General features: G+C 71.3%; 26 protein-coding genes. 8 read left to right on the top strand and 18 right to left on the bottom strand.

All coding sequences use genetic code 11. The annotated features are described in order from the left end of the window. Nucleotide 1 precedes the first annotated feature (1 nt). Entirely contained in the window at nucleotides 2–1,369 is a 1,368-nt protein-coding gene (locus KBX08_RS26620) for a serine hydrolase domain-containing protein (RefSeq protein WP_307850659.1), read from the bottom strand. Between the two features lie 26 nt (nucleotides 1,370–1,395). Further along, entirely contained in the window at nucleotides 1,396–1,755 is a 360-nt protein-coding gene (locus KBX08_RS26615; RefSeq protein WP_088988083.1) for a histidine triad nucleotide-binding protein, read from the bottom strand. Between the two features lie 98 nt (nucleotides 1,756–1,853). Between KBX08_RS26615 and KBX08_RS26610 the strand changes: the two genes are divergently transcribed. After that, nucleotides 1,854–2,615, top strand: a complete 762-nt coding sequence (locus KBX08_RS26610; protein WP_210786085.1) for an SDR family NAD(P)-dependent oxidoreductase — start codon at nucleotides 1,854–1,856, stop codon at nucleotides 2,613–2,615. Nucleotides 2,616–2,658: 43 nt separating this feature from the next. On the opposite strand, the gene KBX08_RS26605 is transcribed toward KBX08_RS26610, so the two are convergent. The 4 genes from KBX08_RS26605 to hrcA all read right to left on the bottom strand — a co-directional run bounded on the left by KBX08_RS26605 (nucleotide 2,659) and on the right by hrcA (nucleotide 6,745). After that, nucleotides 2,659–3,330, bottom strand: coding sequence for a hypothetical protein (locus tag KBX08_RS26605; RefSeq protein WP_210786084.1), 672 nt, complete (start codon nucleotides 3,328–3,330; stop codon nucleotides 2,659–2,661). 435 nt (nucleotides 3,331–3,765) lie between these two features. Then, a complete protein-coding gene (locus KBX08_RS26600) occupies nucleotides 3,766–4,500 on the bottom strand; it encodes a 16S rRNA (uracil(1498)-N(3))-methyltransferase (protein ID WP_210786083.1) in 735 nt (244 codons plus the stop codon). 1 nt (nucleotide 4,501) lies between these two features. Beyond that, nucleotides 4,502–5,647 (bottom strand): molecular chaperone DnaJ, encoded by a 1,146-nt coding sequence (gene dnaJ, locus KBX08_RS26595; protein ID WP_181518639.1) that lies wholly within the window; start codon nucleotides 5,645–5,647, stop codon nucleotides 4,502–4,504. Between the two features lie 75 nt (nucleotides 5,648–5,722). Beyond that, on the bottom strand, nucleotides 5,723–6,745 hold the full coding sequence (hrcA, locus tag KBX08_RS26590) for a heat-inducible transcriptional repressor HrcA (protein ID WP_203124700.1): 1,023 nt from the start codon (nucleotides 6,743–6,745) through the stop codon (nucleotides 5,723–5,725). A gap of 226 nt (nucleotides 6,746–6,971) precedes the next feature. Here hrcA and KBX08_RS26585 point away from each other — a divergent pair, with 226 nt between their 5' ends. Further along, nucleotides 6,972–7,598: a DUF4870 domain-containing protein gene (locus KBX08_RS26585; protein WP_112677223.1), complete on the top strand. Its 627-nt coding sequence runs from the start codon at nucleotides 6,972–6,974 to the stop codon at nucleotides 7,596–7,598. Nucleotides 7,599–7,665: 67 nt separating this feature from the next. Here KBX08_RS26585 and hemW read toward each other — a convergent pair whose 3' ends face one another. Then, nucleotides 7,666–8,889, bottom strand: a complete 1,224-nt coding sequence (gene hemW / locus KBX08_RS26580) for a radical SAM family heme chaperone HemW (RefSeq protein WP_210786092.1) — start codon at nucleotides 8,887–8,889, stop codon at nucleotides 7,666–7,668. 19 nt (nucleotides 8,890–8,908) lie between these two features. Between hemW and KBX08_RS26575 the strand changes: the two genes are divergently transcribed. From KBX08_RS26575 to KBX08_RS26560, 4 genes are all read left to right on the top strand, one after another. Beyond that, nucleotides 8,909–9,697 carry an enoyl-CoA hydratase-related protein gene (locus tag KBX08_RS26575; RefSeq protein ID WP_210786082.1) on the top strand — a complete coding sequence of 263 codons (789 nt, stop codon included), beginning with the start codon at nucleotides 8,909–8,911 and terminating at the stop codon, nucleotides 9,695–9,697. Between the two features lie 234 nt (nucleotides 9,698–9,931). Further along, nucleotides 9,932–10,792, top strand: coding sequence for a hypothetical protein (locus tag KBX08_RS26570; RefSeq protein ID WP_210786081.1), 861 nt, complete (start codon nucleotides 9,932–9,934; stop codon nucleotides 10,790–10,792). A 221-nt stretch (nucleotides 10,793–11,013) separates the two neighbouring features. Then, nucleotides 11,014–11,916 (top strand): phytanoyl-CoA dioxygenase family protein, encoded by a 903-nt coding sequence (locus KBX08_RS26565; RefSeq protein WP_112604298.1) that lies wholly within the window; start codon nucleotides 11,014–11,016, stop codon nucleotides 11,914–11,916. A gap of 175 nt (nucleotides 11,917–12,091) precedes the next feature. Continuing rightward, nucleotides 12,092–13,276, top strand: coding sequence for a low temperature requirement protein A (locus KBX08_RS26560; RefSeq protein ID WP_210786080.1), 1,185 nt, complete (start codon nucleotides 12,092–12,094; stop codon nucleotides 13,274–13,276). Between the two features lie 30 nt (nucleotides 13,277–13,306). Here KBX08_RS26560 and KBX08_RS26555 read toward each other — a convergent pair whose 3' ends face one another. The 8 genes from KBX08_RS26555 to KBX08_RS26520 form a co-directional block, all read right to left on the bottom strand. After that, complete coding sequence (locus KBX08_RS26555) at nucleotides 13,307–14,500, bottom strand: low temperature requirement protein A (RefSeq protein ID WP_210786079.1); 1,194 nt, start codon at nucleotides 14,498–14,500, stop codon at nucleotides 13,307–13,309. 262 nt (nucleotides 14,501–14,762) lie between these two features. Further along, complete coding sequence (locus tag KBX08_RS26550; protein ID WP_210786078.1) at nucleotides 14,763–15,404, bottom strand: MOSC domain-containing protein; 642 nt, start codon at nucleotides 15,402–15,404, stop codon at nucleotides 14,763–14,765. Nucleotides 15,405–15,456: 52 nt separating this feature from the next. Further along, nucleotides 15,457–16,287 carry a carbohydrate ABC transporter permease gene (locus tag KBX08_RS26545; RefSeq protein ID WP_210786077.1) on the bottom strand — a complete coding sequence of 277 codons (831 nt, stop codon included), beginning with the start codon at nucleotides 16,285–16,287 and terminating at the stop codon, nucleotides 15,457–15,459. Continuing rightward, nucleotides 16,284–17,270, bottom strand: a complete 987-nt coding sequence (locus tag KBX08_RS34060) for a carbohydrate ABC transporter permease (RefSeq protein WP_210786076.1) — start codon at nucleotides 17,268–17,270, stop codon at nucleotides 16,284–16,286. The genes KBX08_RS26545 and KBX08_RS34060 overlap by 4 nt, the downstream gene beginning before the upstream one ends. Continuing rightward, entirely contained in the window at nucleotides 17,267–18,553 is a 1,287-nt protein-coding gene (locus KBX08_RS26535; protein WP_210786075.1) for a sugar ABC transporter substrate-binding protein, read from the bottom strand. Before KBX08_RS26535 ends, KBX08_RS34060 begins: the two co-directional genes overlap by 4 nt. A gap of 251 nt (nucleotides 18,554–18,804) precedes the next feature. Continuing rightward, complete coding sequence (locus KBX08_RS26530) at nucleotides 18,805–19,089, bottom strand: GlsB/YeaQ/YmgE family stress response membrane protein (RefSeq protein ID WP_210786074.1); 285 nt, start codon at nucleotides 19,087–19,089, stop codon at nucleotides 18,805–18,807. A gap of 368 nt (nucleotides 19,090–19,457) precedes the next feature. Next, on the bottom strand, nucleotides 19,458–21,335 hold the full coding sequence (lepA, locus tag KBX08_RS26525; RefSeq protein ID WP_145792555.1) for a translation elongation factor 4: 1,878 nt from the start codon (nucleotides 21,333–21,335) through the stop codon (nucleotides 19,458–19,460). 116 nt (nucleotides 21,336–21,451) lie between these two features. Then, the gene (locus KBX08_RS26520; RefSeq protein WP_112588292.1) at nucleotides 21,452–21,988 is read right to left on the bottom strand and encodes a DUF4240 domain-containing protein; all 537 of its coding nucleotides are present in this window, start codon (nucleotides 21,986–21,988) and stop codon (nucleotides 21,452–21,454) included. 61 nt (nucleotides 21,989–22,049) lie between these two features. On the opposite strand from KBX08_RS26520, the gene KBX08_RS26515 reads away from it, so the two are divergent. Continuing rightward, on the top strand, nucleotides 22,050–23,036 hold the full coding sequence (locus tag KBX08_RS26515) for a phosphotransferase (protein ID WP_210786073.1): 987 nt from the start codon (nucleotides 22,050–22,052) through the stop codon (nucleotides 23,034–23,036). Between the two features lie 249 nt (nucleotides 23,037–23,285). After that, nucleotides 23,286–23,552, top strand: coding sequence for a 30S ribosomal protein S20 (gene rpsT / locus KBX08_RS26510; protein ID WP_030491765.1), 267 nt, complete (start codon nucleotides 23,286–23,288; stop codon nucleotides 23,550–23,552). 166 nt (nucleotides 23,553–23,718) lie between these two features. Here rpsT and KBX08_RS26505 read toward each other — a convergent pair whose 3' ends face one another. The 3 genes from KBX08_RS26505 to KBX08_RS26495 form a co-directional block, all read right to left on the bottom strand. Beyond that, nucleotides 23,719–24,141 carry a hypothetical protein gene (locus KBX08_RS26505; protein ID WP_210786072.1) on the bottom strand — a complete coding sequence of 141 codons (423 nt, stop codon included), beginning with the start codon at nucleotides 24,139–24,141 and terminating at the stop codon, nucleotides 23,719–23,721. After that, complete coding sequence (holA, locus tag KBX08_RS26500; protein WP_210786071.1) at nucleotides 24,138–25,118, bottom strand: DNA polymerase III subunit delta; 981 nt, start codon at nucleotides 25,116–25,118, stop codon at nucleotides 24,138–24,140. The genes KBX08_RS26505 and holA overlap by 4 nt, the downstream gene beginning before the upstream one ends. A gap of 135 nt (nucleotides 25,119–25,253) precedes the next feature. After that, a partial coding sequence (locus KBX08_RS26495; protein WP_210786070.1) for a ComEC/Rec2 family competence protein occupies nucleotides 25,254–26,999 on the bottom strand: 1,746 nt, incomplete at its 5' end.

Here is a 26,999-nt window from a genome sequence, read left to right as displayed (position 1 = left end):
ATCAACTCCCGGCCCGGAAGTCGTACCTGTCGAAGGTCTCCTGGTGGCGGGTGAACCGGTAGGTCGCCCAGTGCATCCGGACCACCGCGCCGGCCCCGTCCCGGGTCAGCCGCAGCAGCTCACCGACCTCCCGACCGGAGACCACCCGGAACACGTCCGGCTGGTCTGCCAGCGGCGTGAAGATCGCCGGCGGACGTCCGGCCGGGTCACCGACCCCACGCGCTCGGAGGGTGCCGTCGTGCCAGGAGAAGACGTACTCGGAGCCCTCGCCCCACCAGCGACCGAGCGCACCCCGCAGGGCCGTCGGCGCGGGTGCGCCGGGCCGCCAGGGCTCGATCTCGGCCGGGTCGTGCTCGACCGCGGCGGCGAGCAGCCGGTGCGACAGGTCGAACAGTTCGGTCGCCGTGCCGGACGAGCCGAGCACAGCGGCGCCCATCGCGCCGGGTGTGCCGTCACCGCCGCGGCGGCCGTACGCCCCGGCGAGGAACCCGGGCATCGCCCCGTCGTGCCCCACGTGCATCACCCGTTCCCCCTGCGGGATCAGGATCAGCCCGAGCCCGAAGCCCGCGCCCCAGAGCGTCTCGTCGGTGGTGGTCAGCGGCCAGCGCATCTCGTCCAGGGTGGCCGGGGCGAGGACCGCGCCGGCCGGGTCCAGCGCCACCGGGTCGGCCAGGAACGCCGCCCAGCGGGCCATGTCGGTAGCGGTGCTCCAGAGCTGGGCGGCCGGGCCGACCGCGCCGAAGTCGGTCGGCGGTTCCGGGTGCGCCTCGTCGGAGTACGCGTCGACCAGGAACCCGGTGGCCGCCGTCGGCCGTGGGGTCACACTGGTGTCGGTCAGCCCCAGCGGCGTCAGGATCCGCTCGGCGAGCGCCTGCGCCCAGCTGCCGCCCCGGAGCCGGGCGACGAGTTGGCCGAGCACGGCCACGCCCAGGTTGGAGTAGTGGAACCGCCGGCCGGCCGGCAGCACCCGCTCGGCCCGGTCCAGCTCGGCGACCAGTTGGTGGTCGTCCGGCGCGCGCAGGCTGTCCCACACATCACCGAACGGCTCGCGTTGCAGCCCACCGGTGTGCGACAGCAACCGGCGTACGGTCAGCTCGCCGTGCGCCGGGAGGTCCAGGTGCCGGCCCACCGGGTCGTCCAGGTCCAGCAACCCGTCGTCGCGGCACTGCAGGACCAGCACCGCGGTGAACGTCTTGGTGATCGAGCCGATCCGGAACTGGGTGCCCGCCCCCAGGGGGCTGTCGGTGCCGGTCTCGCCGACGGTGCGGCTCCAGAGCGGTCGGTCTGCCCGGTGCAGCGCCGCCGACACCGCGGGCACCCGGGCGTCGGCCTGCACCCGCCGGACCAACCGGTCCAGGTGCTCGTTCACCCGAGAGCCAGGCGCCGCACCTGGGGTCACGCCAGGTCCCGGGCGAGCATCGGGCCGAGCGGCGCACCACCGAGCAGGTGCGCGTGCACGTGGAACACCTCCTGCCCGCCGTACGCGCCGGTGTTGAACATCAGCCGGAAGCCGTCGCCGAGCAGTCCCTCGTCCTCGGCCACGGCGGCGGACGTCGCCAGCACGTCGGCGGCCAGCGCCGGGTCGCCCTGGGCGAGCGTGGCGACGTCGGCGTAGTGCTCCTTCGGAATGACCAGGACGTGCACCGGCGCCTTCGGGTCGATGTCGCGGAAGGCGAGCGTGGTGTCGGTCTCCCGGACCACGGTGGCCGGGATCTCCCCGGCGACGATGCGGCAGAACAGGCAGTCGGATCCCATCGGGGCAGTGTAAGGACTAACGGGCCGGGGGTGCTCCGGTGCAGCATGCGCCGCCGGCCCGTTAGCAGGGGAGGCACGGCTGAGGCAGGATGGCCGGCATGACGGATCGGGCGGTACTCGTGACCGGGGCCTCGCGCGGGATCGGCCGCGCCGTGGCGAAGGCGTTCGCGGCCGGCGGCGACCGGGTGGCCATCCACCACCGCGACTCCGCCGACGCGGCCGAGGAACTGCGCGCGCAGCTTCCGGGCACCGGGCACGTGGTGGTCCGCGCCGACCTCACCGATCCGGACGCGGTCCGGGCCATGGTCGACCGGGCCGCCGAACTGCTCGGCGGGCTGGACGTGCTTGTCAACAACGCCGGGACGTACGGCGACCGCGACGACCCGCACCCGATCTTCGGCGCCTCGTACGAGGAGTGGCAGAAGCGCTGGCGGCAGGTGCTGGAGACCAACCTGACCGGCGCCGGTAACGCCACCTGGTGCGCCGCCCAGCACATGCGCGAACGCGGCGGGCGGATCGTCAACGTCTCGTCCCGTGGCGCGTTCCGCGGCGAGCCGGAGCAGCCGGCGTACGGCGCCAGCAAGGCGGGGCTGAACGCGCTGGGCCAGTCCCTCGCCGTGGCGCTCGCGCCGTACGGCATCACTGTCGCCACCGTCGCGCCGGGCTTCGTGGCGACCGACATGACCACCGAACACCTGCGCGGCGAGCGGGGCGCGGCCATCCGGGCGCAGAGCCCGTTCGACCGGGTGGGCCAACCGGAGGAGATCGCCGCCGCCGTGCACTGGCTGGCCTCGCCGCAGGCCGAGTGGGCCTCCGGCACGATCGTCGACCTCAACGGGGCCTCCTACCTGCGCAGCTGACCCGACAACGCGAAGCGGATGACAGTGACGTGGGTAGGCGTGCCTACCTGTAGATGAGGAAGGCCAAGAAGACCGCCACAGCAACAACTGCGGCGATCGAGGCTGCAAACCGGAACCTTGATTTGTTTCGACGGGCCATCGCCCGCAGCGTCATCTCCTTTTCCAGCCTCGCTCTCGCCGCTGCACGTTGCTGTTCACGACCAGTAATTTGGCTCCAGCGGTCATCGCTTTGCACCCGAGTCGGTGGCTCACGGTTGAGTTTGCTCCAGCGCAAACCAGAAGCGTCGGTGAAATAGACTCCGATGGCCAGATCGCCGGTCTTGGCGATCCCCGCGACGTCAACCCCTGGCACCGCCAGATAGGAGAAGCTCCCCGCGACCTCTTCCATCAGGACGTGGAGAGCGGACGGATAGTTGCCTATCAACCGCTCCCTCCAGAGGAGCATGACCCGAAGGTCATAGAACGGCACGCCACTGTAATTTGCAATCGTGAAGCTTCGCACCTCATCAAGACCCCGAGGCAGGTCGTTCAACACCGGAACGATCAGCCGCGCCTGAGCTGCCTCATTGTCGCGTTGTTCCTCTCGCCGCACCTGGATCTCATGGCGAAAGAGCAGCCAGGTGGCCATTGCGGCAAGACCCGACAGCAGCAGGCCGACGACACTTCCCCACGCCTGCATCCAGTCGGTGATCTTCGGAGCCTCGGCAGCGAGCACCGCGCCAGGGTACGCGCGACCATCCACAAGGGTTGATCGATTGTCAGCCATTGGACCGTCCGCGGCGGGCTCTCGTGCGACCGCCGGCGGATCACCCGGCCGGGGAGGTGGTTGGCGGTTCGCGGGAGGGTAAGTCCCACCGACATGGCCGACCTCGCGCTGCTGGACCTCACCGCCGACTACCGGGTGGCCGATGGCCACGACGACGATCCTGTCCTGCTCCGCCCCGACGGCACCCCCGTCGAGACCTGGCGCGAGGACTACCCGTACGACGAGCGACTGGACCGCGAAGAGTACGACCGTGACAAGCGGCTGCTCCAGGCGAGGTCGGCGCACCGGACCCGCAGATCATCGGGCCGGCCGGGCTGGACCTGGGGCCGGAGGAAGAGGTGGTGCCGGTGTTTCCCCGGCCCTGAACCCAGCCAAAGCCCACTGTCACCAGCGGCCGAGGCGGGCGGCGAGCACGCTGAGGGCCGCCACCCCGGCGGTGGAGGTGCGCAGCACGGCCGGTCCGAGGCGTACGGGTCGCCCGCCGGCCTCGGCGAAGGCGGTCAGCTCGGCCGGGGCGATGCCCCCCTCCGGGCCGACCACCAGCACGATCTCTCCGGTGGAGGGCAACTCGGCGGTGGTGAGCCGGTCTTCGGCCTCCTCGTGCAGCACGAACGCGGCGGCGGCACCGGCGATCCGACGGGCCACAGTGGCAGTGGACTCGTCCGGCGCACCGGCCACCACCGGCAGCCACGGCCGGCGGGCCTGCTTGGCCGCCTCCCGGGCGGTGGCCACCCACTTCTCCCGGGCGCGTACGCCCCGGTCGCCGCGCCACTGGGTCACCGAACGCGAGGCCGCCCAGGGCACGATCTCGTCCACCCCGACCTCGGTCATCGCCTGCACGGCCAGTTCACCCCGGTCGCCCTTGGCGATGCCCTGCACTGTCACCAGACGGGGTACGGGCGCGTCCGCGTACCCCCGGGAGGTGATGGTGACCTCCAGGCTGCCCCGGCCGACGGCCGTGACCACGGCGGCGGAGGTGCCGCCCCGGCCGTCGGCGAGCAGCAGCTCCTCGCCGACGCGCAACCGCTGCACGGTGGCGGCGTGGTGCCCCTCCGGGCCGTCCAGGGTCAGCGCGTCGCCGGTGGGCAGCGCCTCCACCAGGAACAGCGGTGCGGACACCTCAGGCGTGCCCGTTGAACGCGTCGCGCATCCGGGAGAAGAAGCCGCCCTGCTTGGACAGCTCGGCGACCTCCTCACCACGGGTCTTGGCGAAGTCGCGCAGCATCTTCTCCTGGTCCGGGTCGAGCTTGGTCGGCGTCCGCACGTCCAGGTGCACGTAGAGGTCGCCTCGGCCGGTGCCGCGCAGGTGCGGCACGCCCCGGGCGCGCAGTCGCAGCGTGCTGGCCGGCTGGGTGCCGGCCTTGACGTCGACGGTCTCTTCGCTGTCCAGCGTCTTGATGGTCAGCCGGGTGCCCAGCGCCGCCGCCGTCATCGGCACTGTGACCCGGCAGTGCAGGTCGTCGCCCTTGCGGGAGTACACGTCGTGCGGCCGCTCGTGGATCTCCACGTAGAGGTCGCCGGCGGTGCCGCCGCCGGGGCCCACCTCGCCCTGCTGGGCCAGCCGGATCCGCATGCCGTCCTCGACGCCGGCCGGGATCTTGACGGTCAGCGAACGGCGGGTCCGCACCCGGCCGTCGCCGGCGCAGGTGGGGCAGGGGTGCGGGATGGTGGTGCCGTAGCCCTGGCACACGGTGCACGGCCGGGCGGAGACCACCTGGCCGAGGAAGGTGCGCTGCACCGACTGCACCTCGCCCCGACCGCCGCACGCCTCGCAGGTCGCCAGGTGCGTGCCGGCGGCCGTGCCAGCGCCGGAGCAGGTGGTGCAGAGCACTGCGGTGTCGACGGTGATCGGAGCCTCGACGCCGAAGGCCGTCTCGTGCAGGTCGAGTTCGAGCCGCAGGATCGCGTCGGCGCCCGGGCGGGTACGCGGCCGTGGGCCACGGGCACCACCTCCGGCACCGCCGAAGAACGCGTCCATGATGTCCTGGAAACCGACGAACGGGCCGGCGCCTCCGGGGCCACCCGGGCCGCCGGCGCCGCCGCCACCCGGGGCGAGCGGGTCGCCACCCAGGTCGACGATCTGCCGCTTACGGTCGTCCGAGAGGACCTCGTACGCGGCGTTGATGTCCTTGAACTTCTCCTGAGCCTCCGGGTCCGGATTGACGTCCGGGTGGAACTGACGCGCCAGCTTGCGGTAGGCGCGCTTGATCTCGTCGTCGGAGGCTTCCCGGCTCACACCGAGAATGCCGTAGTAGTCCCTGGCCACTGCGTTCCGTGTCCTCATGTTCGTCTCGCGTTGCGCCGGTCGGCGGCCGCAGCCGGCCGCATCGGCCCTGACCAATCAGTTCTGGGCCAGCAACTCGCCCACGTAGCGTGCCACGGCGCGTACCGTGGCGATGTTGCCGGGGTAGTCCATCCGGGTGGGCCCCAGCACCCCCAGGCCGCCCACGATGGTGGTGCCCGGGCCGTACCCGGTGCTGACCACCGAGGCGGCGCGCAGGTTGTCGAACTCGTTCTCGTCGCCGATCAGCACCCGGGTCGTGCTCGGCTCGGTCTCACCGATGAGCTTGAGCAGCACGACCTCCTCCTCCAGAGCCTCGAGGATCGGCCGCAGGGAGCCCTGGAAGTCGAGCAGGCCACCCCGGGTGAGGTTCGCGGTGCCGGCGAGCGCGATCCGCTCCTCGTGCCGCTCGACGAGCGTCTCCAGCAGGACGGTGGCGAGCGTGGTCATTGTCGGACGCAGGCCGGTCGGCGCTTCCTCGACCAGCGCCTGCACCAGCGGTGGCGTCTCGGACAGCCGGGCGTTGGCGAGCTTCTCGTTGATCAGGCGGCGCAGGTCGGTGACGTCGGCGGCGGGCACCGGCCCGGGCAGCTCCACGAGTCGCTGCTCCACCCGCCCGGTGTCGGCGATCATGACGAGCATCAGCCGGGTGGTGGAGATCGGCACCAGCTCCAGGTGACGCACCGAGGAGCGGGCCAGGCTCGGGTACTGCACGACGGCGACCTGCCGGGTCAGCTGGGCGAGCAACCGCACTGTGCGGTGCACCACGTCGTCGAGGTCGACAGCGCCGACCAGGAATCGCTCGATGGCCCGGCGCTCGGCCGGGCTGAGCGGCTTGACCCGGGACAACCGGTCGACGAAGAGGCGATAGCCGCGGTCGGTGGGCACCCGGCCGGCACTGGTGTGCGGCTGCCGGATGTAGCCCTCCTCCTCCAGCACGGCCATGTCGTTGCGGACCGTGGCCGGGGAGACCCCGAGCTGGTGCCGCTCGACCAGCGCCTTGCTGCCGACCGGCTCCTGGGTGGAGACGTAGTCTTCGACGATGGCGCGGAGCACTGCGAGTTTCCGGTCGTCGAGACCCATCCTCCGCACCTCCTGTCGCACGTCGGCCGCCGGCGCTCTGGGCCGGCCGGGCCGTCCTGGCACTCGACTGTAACGAGTGCCAGTCTACGTCGGCGGGCCCCCCGACGCGATGATCAACGGCCACCCGTCGGTGCGGCCCACGCCACCGGCGTTGGGCCGATCGGCCCACACTGCCGGGCGGTGTCGCTCTGGTGCGGCGTTGCCACTGGCACCTACCGTGACATCCATGACTGAACCTCCTCGCCCTCCCGGGTCGGGCGACCCCGGCAACTACCCGCCGGAGCCCACCTCCCCAGGCCCGTCCCCGTCGGCCGAGCCACCCACCGCACCACTGTCCGGGGCGCCCGGCCCGGCCGGCTATCCCCCGGCCGGTGGCTATCCGCCGCCCACCGGTGACCAACCGCCGTCAGGCGGCTACCCTCCGGCAGGCGGCTACCCCCCGCCCGGGGGCTACCCACCGCCCGGCGGCTATCCGGCCGGTGGGGCCTACGGCGGCCCCGGCGGCGGCTACGCCAACAACGAGGACAAGACCTGGGCGTTGGTCGCGCACTTCGGCGGCGCTCTCGGCGCGCTGGTCAGCTTCGGTCCGCTGGGCTTCGTCGCCCCGCTGATCGCCTACCTGGCCCGCGGCCAGCAGTCGCCGACCGTCCGGGCGCACGCCCTCGCCGCCCTGAACTTCCAGATCCTCTGGTCGATCATCGCGTTCGTGCTGCTCTTCGTGAGCTGGTGCCTGCTCTTCCTGCCCAGCATCGCCGTCGTGGTGATCCAGATCCTGTTCGGGATCATCGCCGGCATCAAGGCCAACGAGGGCACCCCGTACCGCTACCCGATGACTGCCAACTTCATCAAGTGAACCGGGCCGGCCGCTCCCCCGGCCGGACCGGTTCGCCGCTGTCCCGGCCCCGGGGGCGGTGGGCCACTCAGGGCAGCAGATCGCGGACGACCGCGTCGGCGAGCAGCCGCCCGCGCAGTGTGAGCACCGCCCGGCCGGCGGCGTACTCGTCGGCGGCCAGTAGACCGCCGGCCAGCGCCCGCTCGGCGCCGGCCCGGCCGGTGGCATCGAGCACCGCCAACGGGAGGCCGCTGGCCAGCCGCAGCCGGAGCATCACGTCCTCCATGTGCGCCTCGTCGACAGTCAGCACCTCCCGGGCCAGGCCGGGAGACGCGCCGGCGGCCAACCGCTGGGCGTACGCCGAGGGGTGTTTCACGTTCCACCAGCGCACCCCACCCACGTGGCTGTGCGCCCCCGGCCCCAGCCCCCACCAGTCCGCGCCGGTCCAGTAGAGCAGGTTGTGCCGGCAGCGGGCCTCCTCGGTGCGGGCCCAGTTGGAGACCTCGTACCAGGAGAGACCGGCCGCGTCGAGCGCGGCCTCCGCGGCCAGGTAGCGGTCCGCGGCCACGTCGTCACTGGGGTACGCCAGCTCGCCGCGTCGCATCCGGGCGGCGAGCCGGGTGCCGTCCTCGACGATCAGGGCGTAGGCGCTGACGTGGTCCACCCCGGCGGCGACGACCTGCTCCAGCGAGGCGGCGAAGTCCTCGGCCCGCTCCCCCGGGGTGCCGTAGATCAGGTCCAGGTTGACGTGCTCGAACCCGGCGTCGCGCGCCTCCAGGGCGGCGGCGGTGGCCCGGCCGGCGCTGTGTTTGCGGTCCAGGATCGCCAGCACCCCCGGGGAGGCGGACTGCATGCCCAGCGAGATCCGGGTGTAGCCGGCGGCCCGCAGCAGCTTCAACGATTCCGGGGTGACCGACTCGGGGTTGGCCTCGGTGGTCACCTCGGCGTCGGCGGCCAGCCCCCAGGTGCGGTCGATGCCGTCGAGGATGCGGGCCAGGTCGTCGGCGGGGAGCAGGGTGGGCGTGCCGCCACCGACGAAGACGGTGTCGACCCGGGGCGGCGGGGTGTCGCCGAGCACCCGGGCGGCGAGCCTCAGCTCGGCCAGCACCGTGTCCGCGTACCCCTCGCGGCTGGCACCGCCGCCCAGTTCGGCGGCGGTGTAGGTGTTGAAGTCGCAGTATCCGCAGCGGCTGGCGCAGAACGGCACGTGCACGTACACGCCGAAGCCGCGCGCGCCGACCGCCGCGGTGGCGGTGGCGGGCAACGATCCGTCGACGGGGACGGTCTCACCATCTGGAAGGACGCCGGGCATGGCCACTAGTGTGCCCGGCATGACCTCTCCCGACGTCCTCGTGCGGGTCGCCACGGCCCGTGGGGTGACCACCCTCACCCTGGACAGCCCACACAACCGCAACGCGCTCTCCACCGGCCTGATGACCCAACTGCTGGCCGGGCTGGCGGACGCGGTCGCCGACGAGGCGGTCCGCGTGATCGTGCTCGACCACACCGGCCCGGTCTTCTGCTCCGGCGCGGACCTGAAGGAGACCGCCGCGGCGTACGCCAGCGGGACGGTGCCGGCCGGAATGCTGGGTGACGTGCTCGCGGCGCTGTGGGAGTGCCCGAAGCCGGTGCTGGCTCGGGTCGGCGGGCCGGCGCGGGCCGGTGGGCTGGGCCTGATCGCCGCCGCCGACCTGGCGGTCTGCGCCGACGAGGCGACGTTCGCGTTCACCGAGGTGCGCATCGGGGTGATCCCGGCGGTCATCTCGGCGACAGTGCTGCCCCGGCTGCACCCCCGCGCCGCCGCCGAGCTGTACCTGACCGGGGACACCTTCGACGGTCGCCGGGCCGCCGAGATCGGCCTGGTGACGGCCTCGGTCCCGGCGGACGGGTTGGACGGCGCGGTACGGGGCTACTGCGACTCGCTGGTGCGCGGCGCGCCCGGGGCGCTGGCCGGCGCCAAGGAGCTGCTGCGCCGACCGGGTACCGCCGAGCTGCGCGCCGACCTGGCCCGACTCTCCGCCGTCTCGACCGGTTTCTTCCTCTCCGACGAGGGGCGCGAGGGGGTCACCGCGTTCCGCGAGAAGCGACCGGCGCGCTGGGTGCCCGCTCTCGACGACTGATGATCGGGGTGCCACCGTCGTTCGGCGGCGCCCCCGTCACGACAGCCCGCACCGGGAAGGGCGACAGAACGACTGGCAGGTGAGATCGCCACCGGAGCGGGAACGTCGCCAACCGGTACGCGACAGCGGAGCCGACCCCGAACCGGTCGGAGTCGGCCAGGTTTGGCCCGAACCACACGGACGACCCGGGAAGGGCCTGCGGGGACGTACGCTTGGCGAACTGTCGATCTGGGGGTGTGGGTGCGAACTCGGGCAACCGTGGCGGGTGGAGTGGTGCTCATCCTCGTCGCCGTGATCGCGATCTGGCTCGTCGTACGGCAGGTCGGCGACAACCTCACGTTGCCGCTGGTGACGCGGAAGTGCACAGTGCAGGCCGACGGACGGGTCGCCCTGGACGCCGACCAGATGGCCAACGCGGCGACCATCGCCGCGATCGGCGCGAAGCGTGGAATGCCCGAGCGGGCCGTCGTGGTCGCGCTCGCCACCGCGTACCAGGAGTCCGGGCTGCGCAACCTCGCCAACGGCGACCGCGACTCGATCGGCCTGTTCCAGCAGCGGCCAAGCCAGGGCTGGGGCACTCCGGCGCAGATCCGCGACCCGCGTTACGCGGCCAACCGGTTCTACGCGGCCCTCAAGAAGGTGCGCGGCTGGGAGGAGATGCGGGTCACCGACGCCGCCCAGCGGGTGCAGCGCTCGGCGTTCCCCGAGGCGTACCAGAAGTGGGCAGACGACTCCGAGGTGCTCAGCCGGGCCCTGCTCGGCGACGCCAGCGGCGCGGTCGCCTGCTCGGTGGGACGCACCCCGGCGATGCACGGCGCGGCGGCGGCCGCGCAACTGACCCGCAACCTGGTGCTCGACTGGGGGCTCAAGGGCACCGACCCGACCGACCCGACCGGGCTGGCGGTGACTCCGGGCGACCAGCGTGACGGCTGGCGGTACGCGCACTGGTTGGTCTCGCACGCCCAGGACCACGGTGTGAAGCGGGTCCGCTTCGGCGACCTGGAGTGGACGGCCCGCGACGGCTCGTGGGGCCGGGTGGACGGCCGGCAGAACCGCGCCGGCCAGGTGGTCGCCGAGGTGTTCGACGAGGGTTGACCGACCCGGATCTCTTAACCGGCAGTCACCGCACAATCGGGCAATTCCCACCGAATCGCACTATTGATCACTCCGATCTCACTCTGTGCGTTTCTCTCGCTGCGTGGGGTCCCGCCGTGGCCCAATCCCGCACCACACCCTCCCCGATGCCTGGGCCGCCGCGTTACGATCGGCGGCCTGTGCCAGAAAAGGTTTCACCTCATGGGGAGGGGTACGACGCGGTGTTCGATTACGGCGACCGGACCGGTTACGAACCGATCAGCGACATTGACCGCAAGGAGTTCCACGAGCAGGGTTTCCTCCTGCTGCGCAACGTCCTGACGGAGGACCACCGGGCGGCGCTGGAGGCGGCGGTCGACCGCGTCTACGCGGAGGAGCAGGCCAAGGGCACCACCAAGAAGGACGGCACCCTGCACCTGCTGGGCTTCCTGGAGCGCGACGAGCTCTTCGGTGAGCTGCTGACCCACCCGATCGCCTTCCCGTACATGTGGGGGCTGGCCGGCTGGAACATCTACACCCACCACAACCACCTGGACGTCACCCCACCGGCCGCCGAGCCGGAGAAGCCGTACTGGGGTTGGCACCAGGACGGGTACCGGCAGAACTCCGACCCGGAGACGATGGACCCGAACCTGCCTCGGCCGATGTTCTCGCTGAAGGTCGCGTACGTGCTGTCGGACCTCTCCGAGACCGGCCGCGGCGCCACCAAGGTCATCCCGGGCAGCCACCTGAAGAACTCGCTGCCCCGGCCGGCGGACCTCACAGTGCAGAACCCCGACCCGGAGGGCACGGTGGAGATCACCGCCAACCCGGGCGACGCCTTCATCTTCGACCGCCGGCAGTGGCACTCGCGGTCGACGAACCTGTCGACCATCACCCGCAAGATGCTCTTCGTCGGCTACACCTACCGGTGGATCCGTCCGCTGGACGAGCTGCACCCCGACGTGAACGGCGAGTGGTACCGCAACCGCACCCCCGTTCAGCGCCAGCTGATCGGCGAGGGCACCCACACCGCCAACTACTGGGGCATCAACTGGGACGGGTACGTCGACGACGAGATCCCGCTGCGCAAGGAGCTCAAGGAGCGCGGTCTGCTCGACCGCAACATCCCCTGGCTCCGCTGATCCACTGCTCGTAGGACGGCCCCCTGCCGACGCTCAGCGTTGGCGGGGGGCCGTTTCACGTCCGCGGCCCCGACCGTTCGGGCCGAGCCGGTTCCGGCCACCGGAGACCGCACTGTCGGTAGCGTGGCGGGTGCGCAGGTCGGGCAGGGCGTGGGGTGGCACAGGAGGCAGCGCAGTGACATCCGCTCCGCTCCCCCGGATCCTCCGCCGCCGCGGCGAGCCGGAACACCCGACCTTCCTGGAACTCTTCTTCGATCTCGTCTACATCTTCATGTTCTCCCGGCTCGCTGCCAGCCTGGCCGAGAACCTCACCGTCCGGGGTGCGGCGCAGACCGCCGTCCTGCTGCTGGCCGCCTGGTGGGTCTGGGTGCTGACCGCGTGGCTCACCGACCTGTTCAATCCCCGACTGCCGATCATCCAGGCGACCGCCCTGCTGGTCATGCTCGGCACCCTGCTGATGGCGATCGCGACGCCGTACGCCTTCGGTCGGTACGGGTGGCTCTTCGTCGCGGCCTACTTCGGCATCCACCTGGTCCGCGACGCCGTCCTGATCCCCGGCACCCGGGTGAACCAGCCGATCCAGGCCAGGAGCATCCGGGTGTTCTTCTGGTTCGGCGTCACCGTGACGCCCTGGGTGGCCGGGGTGTTCGTGGACGGGACGGCCCGACTGGTGCTCTGGTCTCTCGCGGTGGCGGTCGACCTCGGCTCGGCCCGGATCGGTTGGCCGACGCCGAGGCTGGGGCGTACCGAGCTTGCCAGCCAGATCTTCACCGGGGTGCATCTCTCCGAGCGGCATCGGGCGATCTTCATCGTCGCGCTCGGCGAGTTGATCCTGAGCACCGGCACAGGGCTGGCCGGCAGCGGATTCACGGCCGGCGCGGTGGCCACCGGCGCTGTCGCGTTCGTCAGCGCGGTCCTGCTGTTCCAGCTCTACTTCCAGCGGGTCCAGCGGATCCTGGCACCACCGAGCGTCGCAACCGTGGAACGGGTCCGCTCCGGCACCTCCACCTCGTACAGCCATCTGGTCATGGTGGCCGGGGTGGTGCTGGTCTCGACCAGCACCTCGCTGGTCATCGACCGGCCGTTCGGCCGCGCCCCGGTCGAGCTGATCGTCGCCACCCTCGGTGGACCGGTCCTGTTCCTGCTCGGCAGCGTCCTGTTCGATGCCGTGGTGACCGGGCGGACCCTCTGGTCCCGGGTGCTGGCGATCGTGGTGTTGTGCGCCCTGACAGCGCCCGCCACACTCATGCTTCCGCCCCTGGCCGCCCTGATGCTGGCGAACCTGGTCCTGCTGATCACCCTGGTCGGCGAAGGGCTGGCCGCGCGCCGACGCCCGGTCGGGGCCGCCGCGCCATCGTGATGAAGGGCAGTCCGCGACCGCCGTGCGAGGTCAGCGCAGCATCGGCGGCGCCGGCGTACGCGCGTGTCGCCGGGTGCTCACCAGGTTCGCCACGGCGATCAGGAGCAGCACCGTCATGGCGAGCAGAGCGACCAGCACCGGCGGCAGCAGGGGCGTGGTCGGTGCCATGCCCGCCAGCAGCACCAGCCCGGCCAACCGGGACCGCGAGATTCGCCCGAACACGGTGAAGTCGAGGACGCCCCGGCCGACCAGGTACAACGCGGGTCCGCCGAGGATCACCGCGGCCCAAGAGGGCGGGGTCTCGCCCAACGGGCGACTCACCACGAGCCGGCTGGTGACCGCCGCACCGACAATTCCGGCCACCATGATCAGATGGGTGACCGCGGCGGACTGGGTGAGCAGCGCCGGGTTGGACGACCGGCCGATCGCGTCGGTCAGCAGCTCACCGGCACGGTAGATGTAGATCCGCCACATCAACACGATGGTGGTGAACACCACCAGTAGCGCCCAGGATCGCTCCAGCGTGTACTCGCTCATGCTGAAGGTCGTACCGGTCACGAAGATCGCGACACCGAGCGCGACGATGACGAACTGCCGGTAACGCTCGGCCACCCGCGCGCCGACCAGCCGCCAGTCGCGCGGTCGTGAGCGGCCGATCCCAGGCACCGGCCAGCCCAGCGCCGCCGCGCCATACTCGACGACGACAGCGAGCACCCAGATCGCCAGCTGCCCCGAACCGCCGACGAGCGCCCCACCGATCCAGCCGATGCCCGCGACGGCCTCCCAGATCAGGATCCGGATGCTGCGACGCGGCGGCCTCCTGAGCGAGACCACAAGGAGGTAGTAGGCCGCGGTACTGAGGTGGATGACCACGTACGTGGTGGCGAAGAGCAGCCGGTGATCGCCGTACGCGTCGGCCGCGAGCGCGGCCAACAGCAGGCTGGCCGCCGCCACCCAGATGAACTGCCCCTGCCCGGCCGGACGGGTCAGGTCGACGCTGTCCGCCGTCCACACGGTCAGCGCCCAGATCATCGTGAACCCGAGCAGCAGCACCAGCGTCTCGGCGACGCCCGTCCAGGTCAGGTCGTCGGCCAGCACGGTCGCCAAGGTGACCAGCGCGAAGACGTAGACGAGGTCGAAGAAGAGTTCCAGGAACGCCGGACGCTCCAGGCCCGGATCGGGGGATGACGCCGCCGCGACACCGCCGTCCGTCGTCATCGACATCGCGCTCCACCCGGTCCCCGCCGCACGCCCTCCGTGGGGACAATACGGGCAAGTCCGGCGCTGAGCCCGTCATCGGGGGTTCTTCCAGGTCGAATCCGCCGAGCGCGTCGATGCTCGTCGCGGCGTCGCGGCGTCGCGGCGTCGCGGCGTCGCGGCGTCGCGGCGTCGCGGCGTCGCGGCGTCGCGGCGTCGCGGCGTCGCGGCGTCGCGGCGTCGCGGCGCCGTGGCGCCGTGGCGCCGTGGGGGATGCCGCCGGGGCCGATCAGCCCCGGGCGGCGAGGCGTCGGCGAGCCTTCTCCCGGATCGGCGCCGGCAGATCCTCGGCGTCCAGCAGCCGAGGCAGCAACTCCGGCTCCAGGCTGTTCGCCCGGAACACCTCGCCGATGGTGACACCGTGCGCCGGCCGGTCCACCACCTCGACCGGGTCGCCCGCGCCGACCTCCCCCTCGCGCAGCACCCGTAGATAGGCCCCGGGCGACGCCCGGACGGTGAACCGCTTGATCAGATCCGGTACGCCCCAGAACCCGGCGAAGGTCGTGCAGGGGGTGCGCGGCTTGGTGACCTGGAGCAGGGCGGAGCCGACCTGCCACTGCTCGCCGATCACCGCACCCGTCACGTCGACCGCGTAGGTGGTCAGGTTCTCGCCGAAGCCGCCGGGCGGTATGGCGCGGCCCAGTTCGGCCACCCACCAGGCGGCGTCCTCCTCCGCGTAGGCGTAGACCGCCTGGTCGGGGCCACCGTGATGGGCCCGCTCGCCGATGAAGTCGCCCGCCACGCCGCCGGTGAGCAGCGACACCGGGCCGTCGACCGGCCGCTTGTCGATGCCGCTGCGACCGCTCGCGTCGCCGGCCCAACCAGCCTCGGTCACGATGCCGAGGTTCACCGCTGCCACCCTGCCCGTCATGACCGCCAGCCTAACGGCGGTCAACACCGGCGTCGGCCCTCGCGGCGCGGGGTCAGCCCTTGACGGCGCCGGCCACCAGGCCGGAGACCATCCGACGCTGCACCAGCAGGAAGAAGATGATGACCGGCAGGGTGAACAGGGTGGACGCGGCCATCACCGGCCCCCAGTTGGTGTCGTCCCGACCGAAGAAGAAGGTCATCGCCACCGGCAGCGTGTAGCTGCCCTGGTCGTTGATGAACGTCAACGCGAAGATCAGCTCGTTCCACGCGGTGATGAAGGAGAAGATGCTGGTTGCCACCAGGCCGGGCGCGACCAGCGGGAAGAGCACCCGGCGGAAGATCTGGGCCCGGCTGGCCCCGTCGATCGCCGCCGCCTCCTCCAACTCCTTGGGCACCGCGGCGACGAAGCCACGCAGCATCCAGACCGCGAACGGCAGCGAGAAACCGAGGTACGTGAGGATCAGGCTGGGCAGGGTGTTGTAGAGCCCGAGCCGTTGGATCATCAGGAACAGCGGGATGACCAACGCCTCCAGCGGGATCATCTGCACCACCAGCAGCATGATCAGGAAGCTGGTCCGCAGCTTGAAGCGGAACCGGGCCACCGCGGTCGCGGCGAGCAACGCCACCAGACCGCTGAGCACCACGGTGGAGACGGCTACCAGCGCGCTGTTGAGGAAGAAGTCGAGGAAGCTGACGCCGGGGATCAGGTTGCCGATCAGGATCTCCCGGTAGTGCGCCAACGTCGGGTGGGTCGGCACCGGCTGCGGGGTTGCCGAGAAGATCTCGTTGCTCGGCTTCAGCGAGGTGGAGATCATCCAGTAGACCGGGAACGCCGCGAAGAGCGCGACCAGCAGCCCGGCGCCGTTGAGGGCGATTTTCTTCACGACTCGTCCTCCTGCCTGAGCACCATCCGTACGTAGAAGCCGGTGACCGCCAGCAGGATCAGCGTGAGGATCACCGCGATCGCCGCGCCGAGCCCGTACTTGGGCGGTGGGGAGAATGCCTCGGCGTACGAGTAGATGGCGAGCATGAACGTCGGCCGGTCCTGGGTGCCGCCGGCCAGCACGAACTGCTGGGTGAAGACCTTGAAGTCCCAGATCGTGGAGAGCACGATCAGGATCCCGAAGACCGGGCGCAGCAACGGGAAGGTGATCTTCCAGAAGACCCGCCACGGGCTGGCGCCGTCCACCCGGGCCGCCTCGTGCAGCTCACTCGGCACGCTCTTGAGACCGGCCAGCACACTCACCGCGATGAACGGGAACGAGTGCCAGACCACCACCAGGGTGAGGATGGAGAAGAAGAGCAGCGGCGAGTTGAACCAGCCGTAGCCGGTCCAGTCGCTGCGCCCGAACAGGCCGTTCGAGAGCCCGTCCGGCAACGCGTTGAACAGCCACGTGACCAGGCCGCTCGTGTCGTCGAAGATCCATTTCCAGACGATGGTGCCGGTCAGCGCGGGCGTGGCCCAGGCGAGCATCACGCAGCTGGCCACGAACGTCGCCATCTTGCGACCGAGCCGATTGAGCAGCAACCCCACCAGGGTGCCGAGCACCATGGTGAGCAGCACGTTGGCCGCGGCGAAAAGAACCGTGTTGCGCAGCACGGTCAGGAAGAACGGGTCGGAGAGGATGTCGACGTAGTTGCCGAACCCCACCCACGGCCAGTCCCGATCGCCGCGCAGTTGCCGGACGCTGTTCAGCCGGTAGAAGGACATCACCACCACCTGGCCGAGCGGCCAGAGCAGCAGCACCCCGATGATCAGCAGGGCGGGCAGGAGCAGCAGGTAGGGCAGGCGGTCCACCCGGCGACGCCGCCGCGCGGGGGTCTCCCGCGCGGCGGCCGTCTCCGGGCTTTTTGTCTGTGAGCTCACTTGCTGTTCAAAATGCCTTCCATCTCACCGGCCGCGTCGGCGGTAGCCTTCTCGACCGTCTTCTGACCCTTCATGACCGAGCTGTTCATCGCCTGGGTCACCGTCTTCGTCCGGCTGACCTCCACCCACTTCGGGGTGAGCGGCGTGAGCTTGGTGTTCTGCATGGTGGTGGCGAACGACGCCATCACCTTGTCGTTCGCGTACGCGCCACCGGAGACCAGGTCCTGGTAGACCGGGAAGAAGCCGAGGCTGCTGGCGAAGCTCTGTGCGTTCTTCTTGTTGAGCAGCACGGTCAGGTAGTCCCAGGCCAGGTCCTGCCGCTCACTGTCCTTCCAGATCGCCACGTCCGAGCCGCCCGCGAACCCGGGCGCCGCCTTGCCGTCCGGGCCGGGGATCGGGAACGTACCCCAGACCTTCTCGATCTCGGGGTTGTCCTTCTTGATGGCGCCCTGCTGCCAGCTGCCGGCGAAGGCCATCGCGGCCTTGCCGGTGGCGAACTGGGTACGCGCGTCGATCTCGTTCCAACCCGCCGCGGCCGGCGGGGCGACCTTGTGCACGGTCACCAGGTCGGTCCAGAACTTGACGGCCCGCTGCGCCTCGGGCGTGGTGTAGCCGGACTTCCAGGTGCCGCCCTGGTTGCTGGCGATCTCGCCGCCGGCGCCCCAGAGGAAGGAGTAGAAGGGCAGCTCGGAGTTGCCGGGCAGGGCGATGCCGTAGGTGCCCTTCTTCTTCGCCTGCACGGCCTTGGCCACGGTGACCAGGTCGTCCCAGGTCTTCGGGGGCTGCACGCCGGCCTCGGCGAACCAGTCGGTGCGGTAGTAGATGGCGCGCACACCGGCGTACCAGGGCACGCCGTACTGCTTGCCGTCGAGTTGAGCGTTGCGCACCAGGTCGGGCAACAGATCCTTGCCGTCGGCCCAGCCGCCCATCCGGCCACTCACGTCGGCGAGCGCCTCCTGGGCGGCCCAGCCCTGAGTCTCGGTGTTGCCCAGCTCGGTGATGTCCGGCCCCTCACCGCCGGCGAGCGCCGCCTGGAACTTCTTGGGCGCCTCCAGCCAGGGGATGTACTGCACGACCACGTCGGTGTCGGGGTGCTTCTGGCGGAACTCGGCCTCGACCCCGTCGAGGAAGGAGTTCTGCGCGTCGCCGCCCTCGCCCATCATCCAGACCGTGAGCTTGCTGTCGTCAGCCGCGTCGTCGCTGGAGCCTCCACAGCCGGTCAGCACCATCGCGGCCGAGGCCACCATGGCGGTGACCGGGGCCAGCCGCTTCCACCTGTTCACGCCACTTCTCCCCTCGCGCCGCCTGGAACTAACCTTCTCCGCCGCACCCTAGTACGGAGAATTCCTTTACGACAGTGGGCGGAACTGGCCGAAGCGTGGCGACCGTACCGCAGCGGCCCGACGACCGGCACTCCAACATCCGGCCAAAGCCGGGCCTTTCAGCACGAAAGAGCGCCCGGCTCTCGGCCGGGCGCCCTTTCCAGTAGTGCTGTTCCAGCCGTGGTGCTGTGTCGCCAGATGATGCCGGGTCGTTATCGGGTGACGCTGCGGCGGCGACCAACACCGGCCACCAGCGCGACAGCGATCGCGGCCACCACGACCTGCACCAGCAGCTCGGCCCAGTCGATACCGCTCGTCTCGGTCGCGATGCCGATGGCCCGCGCCAGGACGGTGCCCAGCAGCGCGGCGCCGACACCGATCAGCAGGTGCAGCCAGATCGGCATGTTCTGCCGGCCCGGGACGACCAGGCGGCCGAGCGCGCCGACGATGAGACCAACAACGATCGCAGTGATGATGCCCCACACGGTGAACTCCACGGTCGCCCTCCTTCAAAGAATGTCTGACACACGATGCGTGTGCTTCCTGTCGTGACGGCTAAGTGCCCGACCCACCGAAAGCCCAAACCGACTCATCTCAATCGACAACGTCAACCGTCAATGTTCGGGAGGTGCGTCGGTTGACGCGTGAGTACGTCCACACAGGTCGGAGCCCGTTTGGTCGACCCGTCGGCCCCACGAGAGCGACGGAAAAGTTTTCCGCACCGGGCGGTCACACTCCCCCACCGGCGCGCTCGGCCGGCAGTCTCTGCGGCCCAAGGGACCCGGCGGAGGCACTGTGGGCGAGGCGTCCGGAAACGCGACGCGCCCGGGTGCGGATGGCACCCGGGCGCGTACGGCGGCGCGAACTACTTCTTGCCGGCGGCCTTGCCGTCGCCGGAGTCGGAGGAGAGGGCGGCGATGAACGCCTCCTGCGGCACCTCGACCCGGCCGACCATCTTCATCCGCTTCTTGCCTTCCTTCTGCTTCTCCAGCAGCTTGCGCTTACGGCTGATGTCACCGCCGTAGCACTTGGCGAGCACGTCCTTGCGGATCGCCCGGATGGTCTCCCGGGCGATGACCCGGCTGCCGATGGCAGCCTGGATCGGTACCTCGAACTGCTGGCGCGGGATCAGGGTGCGCAGCTTGGCGGCGATGGTGACGCCGTAGTTGTACGCCTTGTCCTTGTGCACGATGGCGCTGAACGCGTCCACCGGCTCGCCGTGCAGGAGGATGTCCACCTTCACCAGGTCGGACGCCTGCTCGGTGGTGGGCTCGTAGTCGAGTGAGGCGTAGCCCTTGGTACGGCTCTTCAACTGGTCGAAGAAGTCGTAGATGATCTCCGCGAGCGGCAGCGTGTAGCGCAGCTCCACCCGGTCGGCGGAGAGGTAGTCCATGCCGAGCAGGTTGCCGCGCCGACCCTGACACAGCTCCATGACCGCGCCCACGTAGTCGTTGGGCGTCAGCACTGTGGCCCGGACCACCGGCTCGTACACCTCGGCGATCTTGCCGGTGGGGTACTCGCTCGGGTTGGTGACGACGATCTCCTCGCCGTCGTCCGTGATCGCCCGGTAGACGACGTTGGGCGCGGTGGAGATCAGGTCGAGGTTGTACTCGCGCTCCAGCCGCTCCCGGATGATCTCCAGGTGGAGCAGGCCGAGGAAGCCGCAGCGGAAGCCGAACCCGAGCGCGCCGGAGGTCTCCGGCTCGTAGTCGAGGGCGGCGTCGTTGAGCTTGAGCTTGTCCAACGCCTCGCGCAGGTTGGGGTAGTCGGACCCGTCGATCGGGTAGAGGCCGGAGTAGACCATCGGCTTCGGGTCCTTGTACCCACCCAACGCCTCGGCCGCCGGCCGACTGTTGATGGTGACCGTGTCACCGACCCGGGACTGCCGGACGTCCTTCACACCGGTGATCAGGTAGCCGACCTCACCGACGCCGAGCGCCTCGGCCTTGACCATCTCGGGTGAGATGACACCGATCTCCAGCAGCTCGTGCACCGCACCGGTGGACATCATCTTGATCCGGTCGCGGGCGCTGATCCGGCCGTCGATGACCCGGACGTACGTGACGACGCCGCGGTAGACGTCGTACACCGAATCGAAAATCATCGCCCGGGCGGGCGCCACGGCGTCACCGACCGGTGGGATGAACTGCCGGACGATCTCGTCGAGCAGGTACGGAACGCCCTCGCCGGTCTTGCCGGAGACCCGGATGCAGTCGGCGGGGTCACCGCCGATCAGGTGGGCCAGTTCCTCGGCGTACTTCTCCGGCTGCGCGGCCGGCAGGTCGATCTTGTTGAGCACCGGGATGATGCGCAGGTCGTTCTCGAGAGCCAGGTAGAGGTTGGCCAGGGTCTGCGCCTCGATGCCCTGCGCGGCGTCGACCAGCAGCACGGCGCCCTCGCAGGCAGCCAGCGACCGGGACACCTCGTACGTGAAGTCCACGTGCCCCGGAGTGTCGATCATGTTGAGCACCGCGTGCTCGCCAGCCCGCTCACCCTCACGGATGGTCCACGGCATGCGAACGGCCTGGCTCTTGATGGTGATGCCGCGCTCGCGCTCGATGTCCATCCGGTCCAGGTACTGGGCGCGCATCTGCCGGGGGTCGACCACACCGGTGAGCTGCAACATCCGGTCGGCCAGGGTCGACTTCCCGTGGTCGATGTGGGCGATGATGCCGAAGTTCCGGATGCGACCGGGGTCGGTGGAACCAGGGGCGTTCGCGCCGGGATCGAGCTTCGGTGGCACAGCGGTCCGTTCTGGTCGGCTGACGTCAACAGGCCGGCGCGCCGCCGACCCCCTCTATGTTCCCACGCCGCCGGGGTGCGCCCACTGCGCGGGCGATGGAACGGCCCGAGGATCCCTCACTCCATCGGCGGCTCGACGAAGAGCGCGGCCAGCCGGGGCAGCCGGCGACGCGCCTCGTCCTCGTCGTCGAAGTCCCAGAAGTCGTTGAGATCCGGCGTCCGCACCGGGTCGCGGTCCGCCGGCAGTTCGGTAGCGGTGGCCTTGCGGTACGCGTCCCAGGGCACCGAGAGCATCTGCTCGGCGGAGAACTCCTCGCCGCTGAGCGAGGCCGCCCGCACCTGGGGCAGTTCGGCCAGCGAGTCCGGTTCGGCGACCGCGCGGGCGAAGACGGCCCGGCCCTGGGTCATCAGCCAGCCCCGGAAGTGTTCGAAGCCGTCAGCCGAGGCACCACCGTTGATCAGGTACGCCGCACCCCACAGATCCGCCTTGTGCGACGCGGCCAGCACCCGCGTCTGGTGCCGCGCGTACCCGATGATGTCCTCCGGGTCGCGCTCGGCGAGCAGCGCCACGGCCCGCGCGGCGACCGGGCCGGGCTCACCCCCGCCGCCGGCCCGCGCCTCGTCGATCAGCTGCCAGAAGTCCTCGGTCCTCATGGCTTGGCAGTCTGGCAGTGTCGCCGTGCGTCGCGCACGTACCCCGGGGCAGCATGGTGGGATGTCCCCTTCCCTGCTGCCGCCGGTGCCGTACCACGCGAGCGCCCTGCGCCCGTCGTGGCCGGCGTTACCGGCGGCGCTGCGGGCCGCGGTCGCCGACCGGCTCGGCGCGCCGGTGGTCACCGCCCGGGTCGCGGGCGCGGGCTTCACCCGCGGGTTCGCCGCCGTGCTCGACACCGCCGACGGTGGTCGGGCCTTCGTCAAGGCCGCACCCGCCGCCGAGCAACCGCATCTGGTCGACTGGTACGCCCGAGAGGCCGCGATCCTCGACCGGCTGCCGGCCGACCTGCCGGCGCCCCGCCCCCGGTGGACCCTCTCCGCGGCCGGCTGGTTCGTGCTGTGCACCGACGCCGTCGACGGGCACACACCGCACCTGCCCTGGGTGCCCGCCGAGTTGGACGCCACCCTCGCCGGGTACGCGCGGATCGCCGCCGCCCTGGCCGACCCGCCGGCCGAGCTGACCGCGCTCGGCCTGCCGCACCTGGCCGATCTGGCCCGGTCGGACATCCTCTGGTGGGAGGAGGTCGCCGCCGGTCGGGAGCCGACCCCGCCACTGCCCGCGCCGCTGCTGGACCGGCTGCCCGAGTTGGTGGAGTTGGAATCCCTCCTCCCCCGGTACGCCGCCGGCGCGACCGGCCTGATCCACGGCGACCTGCGGGTCGACAACGTGCTGATCGGCCCGGACGGTCGAGCCTGGTTCTGCGACTGGACCTGGGTCTGCACCGGGCCGGCCTGGTTCGACCTGGCCGGCCTGCTGCTCACCGCGTACGCCAGCGGGCTGGACGCGGACCGGCTCTTCGCCGCGCACCCGACCACCGCCGGCGCGCCCCCGGACGCGCTGGACGCGACACTGGCCGCGTTGGCCGGCTACTACCTCACCGGCGCTGCGGCGGCACCGCCGACGGCCTCGCCGCACCTGCCCGCCCACCAGCGGTGGAGCGGCGAGCAGTCGCTCGACTGGCTGGCCCGCCGCCAGGGCTGGCGGTGACGCGGACCGGCCTGGGGCAGCCTGGACTCCCGGTGACGCAGACCGGCTGCCCAGGGCTGGCGGTGGGGCGCCACCGTGGTCGAGGGCGTAACCTGGTCCCCGACGGGCCGGGTCCGTTCGCGCGAAGGCCGAGCCGTTTTGGCTCGTCCCGGGCGACCTGGTAACCTGGCTCTTCGCGCAGCGATGACGCACGTTCGTCATCACGCGCAATAAGCTGACCAACCCGAGCTATCAAGACGAGGCTGTCGCGTGGCGAACATCAAGTCCCAGATCAAGCGCAACCGGCAGAACGAGAAGGCCCGGCTGCGCAACAAGTCGGTCAAGTCGTCGCTGAAGACCGCCGTCCGGAAGTTCCACGAGGCTGCCGAGGCCGGTGACGTCGAGAAGGCGACCGCGCTCATGCTGGACGCCTCGCGCAAGCTGGACAAGGCCGTCAGCAAGGGCGTGATCCACTCCAACCAGGCCGCGAACCGCAAGTCCGCGATCGCGAAGCGCGTGGTGTCGCTCTCCGCCTGACGACTTCACCGTCAGACTGATTCGGAAAACCCCGGGCCCCAGGCCCGGGGTTTCCGCGTGTCCAGAGGCCGGCCGGGTCTATCCGGGCCGGCCGTTCTGTGCGTGCTGCCGGCCGCGTTTCTCCGGCCGGCCGTTCCTGTGCGGTGGGCTCCGACGGGGTCGGCGCTCAGTCTGACGGGTTGGTCCGCCGGGGCGGCGGCAACGGGTCGGCGGTGATCACGACGCCGGGAACGCTGTGCGAGACCCACTCCACCCGGGCTCGGCCGACCACCGGTTCCATCTGCCGGCGAAACCGGTCCCGTTCCTGCTCGGGCACGAGCGCGGCGGAGCGGACCACGATCGCGGCCACCATGTCGTTGAGCTTCACCATGGCGGCCACCACTACCGGCAGCACCAGCACCGCCCACCAGCTGACCAACTCGGCGAGGGCGAGCAGCACCGCAAGGGCGATGGCACCTTCGAAGAAGAGGAAACACAGCACGCCGCCGGGGTTGACGAACCGCAGGCCGAGGAGCCGGGCGTAGAGCGGCCGGTACCGCTCCTCGTCCACGGGAATGGTGGCCCACGCTGGGCGGTTCGCCCCCGTCACCTGGCGCTGCCCTGCCGGGCCGCCGCGACCGAGAAGACCGCACGCTCCAGGGCGTACGCCCGGTCGTCGGAGCCGCCCTTGACGGCCGCGTTGCACTCGGCGGCGACCTGCATGGCCCGGACCAGGCCCTCCGGCGTCCAGCCCCGCCCCTGCCGCTGCGCCCGCTCGATCTTCCAGGCGGGCATTCCGAGGCTGCTGGCGAGCTGGTACGGGCTACCCCGCCCGGCCGACGCCACCCGGGCCACAGTGCGCACCCCGTCGGCCAGGGCATCGGCGATGGGCACCGGGTCGACCCCGACGTGCAGGGCCCAGCGCAGTGCCTCGAGCGCCGCCGGCACGTCGCCGACCATCGTGGCGTCCGCCACCGTGAAGCCGGTCACCTCGACCCGGCCCCGGTAGTAACGGGAGACCGCCTCGGCGCTGATCCGCCCATCGGTGTCGGCGATCAGTTGGGAGCAGGCGGCGGCCAGCTCACGCAGGTCGTTGCCGACCGCGGCGATGAGCGCCTCGGCGGCGTCGTCGGTGCACCTTCCGCCGGCCCGCCGGATCTCGTCGCGGACGAAGGCCACCCGATCGCGGTGCCCCTTGAGCTTGGCGGCCGGGACCACCGTCGCGCCGGCCGCCCGCAGGCCGTCGGCGAACGCCTTGCCCTTGGCACCGCCCAGGTGCAGCACCAGCAGTTGGACCTCCGGGTCGGGATTCTTCGCATACGCCAACAGCGCGGCGACCAGATCCTTGCGGGCGTCCTGGCCGGAACGCAGGATCAGCAGCCGCCGCCCGCCGAACAGCGAGGGGCTGAGCATCTCGGCGATCTCGCCGACGGTGAGCGCACTGGCCTGGTACTCGCGGACGTCCACCTCGGGGTCCACACTGCGAACCTTCGCGACAGCTTCGGTGACCGCGCGCGTGGCGAGCAGTTCCTCGTCACCGAGGACGAGCAGAATGGGGGCGAGGCTGGCGGGGGTCACGCCGCCCATATTCGCACGGCCTGCGGCGGGATCGTGCCTGCTCATTCGCTGCTTGATCGGCGCAGCCCGCACACAGCGCAAATCCAGACATCCAACTCAATTGTTCGCTAAATCCGCAATTGGCTCGATTAACCGAAGACCTATTCAGGGCTGTCGGCCCGCGGGCACACCTCGTCGGGCCACCGCCAGACCGCCGTCCGTCCGGACCGCCGCCACGTCGCCGTCCGTGTCGGTACGCAGCACCCGCACGCCGTCCCTGCCCAGTTGGGCGAGCAGTCCCGGACTCGGGTGCCCGTAGGTGTTGCCCGTGCCCACCGGCACGAGCGCCACCGCCGGCCGCACCGCGTCGAGGAAGCCCTGGTACTGGTACGCCGACCCGTGGTGCGCGACCTTCAACACGTCCGCCCGTAACTGGCCGGGGGCCGCCCGCGCCACCATCGCGTGCTGCTCCTCGGTCTCCGCGTCGCCGGCCAGCAGGATCCGTACCCCGGCCACCGTGGCGCGCAGCACCAGCGAGTTGTTGTTCGGGTCGGACCTGGTCCCGGCCAGCGGGTACGGCGGGCCGAGCACCAGCAGGTCGACCCCGCCCACGGGGTGGCGAGCGCCGGCCACTGTGGTCAGCAGCGCGGCCCGCCCGCCGGTGGCCACCGCCCGAACCAGGTCCCGACCGCTCTCCGGGTCGGTGGACGACGGCGTCAGCACGGCACTCACCCGCCGCCCCCGGAACACCCCGGCCACCCCGCCCACGTGGTCCGCGTGGAAGTGACTGATCACCAGCAGGGGCACCTCCCGTACGCCGAGCCGACGTAGGCAACCGTCCACCGCACCCGGTTCCGGCCCGGCGTCCACCACCACGGCCCGGCCGGGGTCGACCGGGAGCACCAGGGCGTCGCCCTGCCCCACCGCGCAGGCCACCACCACCCACCCCGCGGGCGGCCAGCCGGCGGCCACCAGCCGAACCGGCAGGGCACCCAGCACGGCGGCGACCCCGACCACCGCCACCAGCCGGCGTACGAGTGGCCGGCGCACCGCGATCAGCAGCGCGACGGTCAGCCCGGTCAGCAGCAGTGCACCGGGCACCCCACCCGGCCACGGCAGGGTGCCACCCGGCAGTCGAGCACCCTGGCGGGCGATGAGCACCAGCCACCAGGCCGGCCAACTCGCCAGCCACGCGACGAACTCGGCGCCGGCCGGCCAGATCGGCGACACCATGGCCGCCAGCACGCCCAGCACGGTCGCCGGGGCGATGGCCGGCACCGCCAGGAGGTTTGCCGGCACCGCCACCAGGCTCACCGTGCCGGAGATCCCGGCGACGACCGGGCCGCAGGCAAGTTGGGCAGCCGCCGGCACGGCCAGCGCCTCGGCCAGCCCGGGCGGGACGCCTCGCCGACGCAACCCGTCCCGCCAACGTGGCGCGAGCAGCAGCAGGCCACCGGTGGCCAGCACGGAGAGGGCGAACCCGGGGTCCCCGGCCAACTCGGGGTCGACGAGCACCAGCACGGTCACGGCGGCGGCCAGCGCGGGCAGCGCCGCCCGAGGTCGACCGGCGGCGAGCGCGGCAAGCCCGATCGCTCCCATCGTGGCTGCCCGTACGACGCTCGGCGACGGGCGCACGAGAATGACGAACCCCACCAGCGCCACCCCACACAGCGCGGCGGCGAGCCACGGGCCGGCGCGCGACCACCGGGCCAGCAACAGCACCGCACCCACCACGATCGCCACGTTGGAGCCGGAGACCGCGTTGAGGTGGGTCATCCCGGTGGCCTGGAAGTCCGCCTCGACGGCGGGTGGCAGTCGGCTGGTGTCGCCCACCACCAGACCGGGCAGCAGCCCACCGGGGTCGTCGGGCAGCGGCGCGCAGGCCCGTTGCAGGCCGGCACGCAGCGTCCC

Origin of the sequence: Micromonospora sp. H61 (assembly GCF_018070325.1) — a bacterium.
Lineage (GTDB): Bacteria > Actinomycetota > Actinomycetes > Mycobacteriales > Micromonosporaceae > Micromonospora > Micromonospora salmantinae.
Note: the sequence above shows the minus strand (reverse complement) of the source record. Positions and strands in the feature narration are given on the sequence as shown.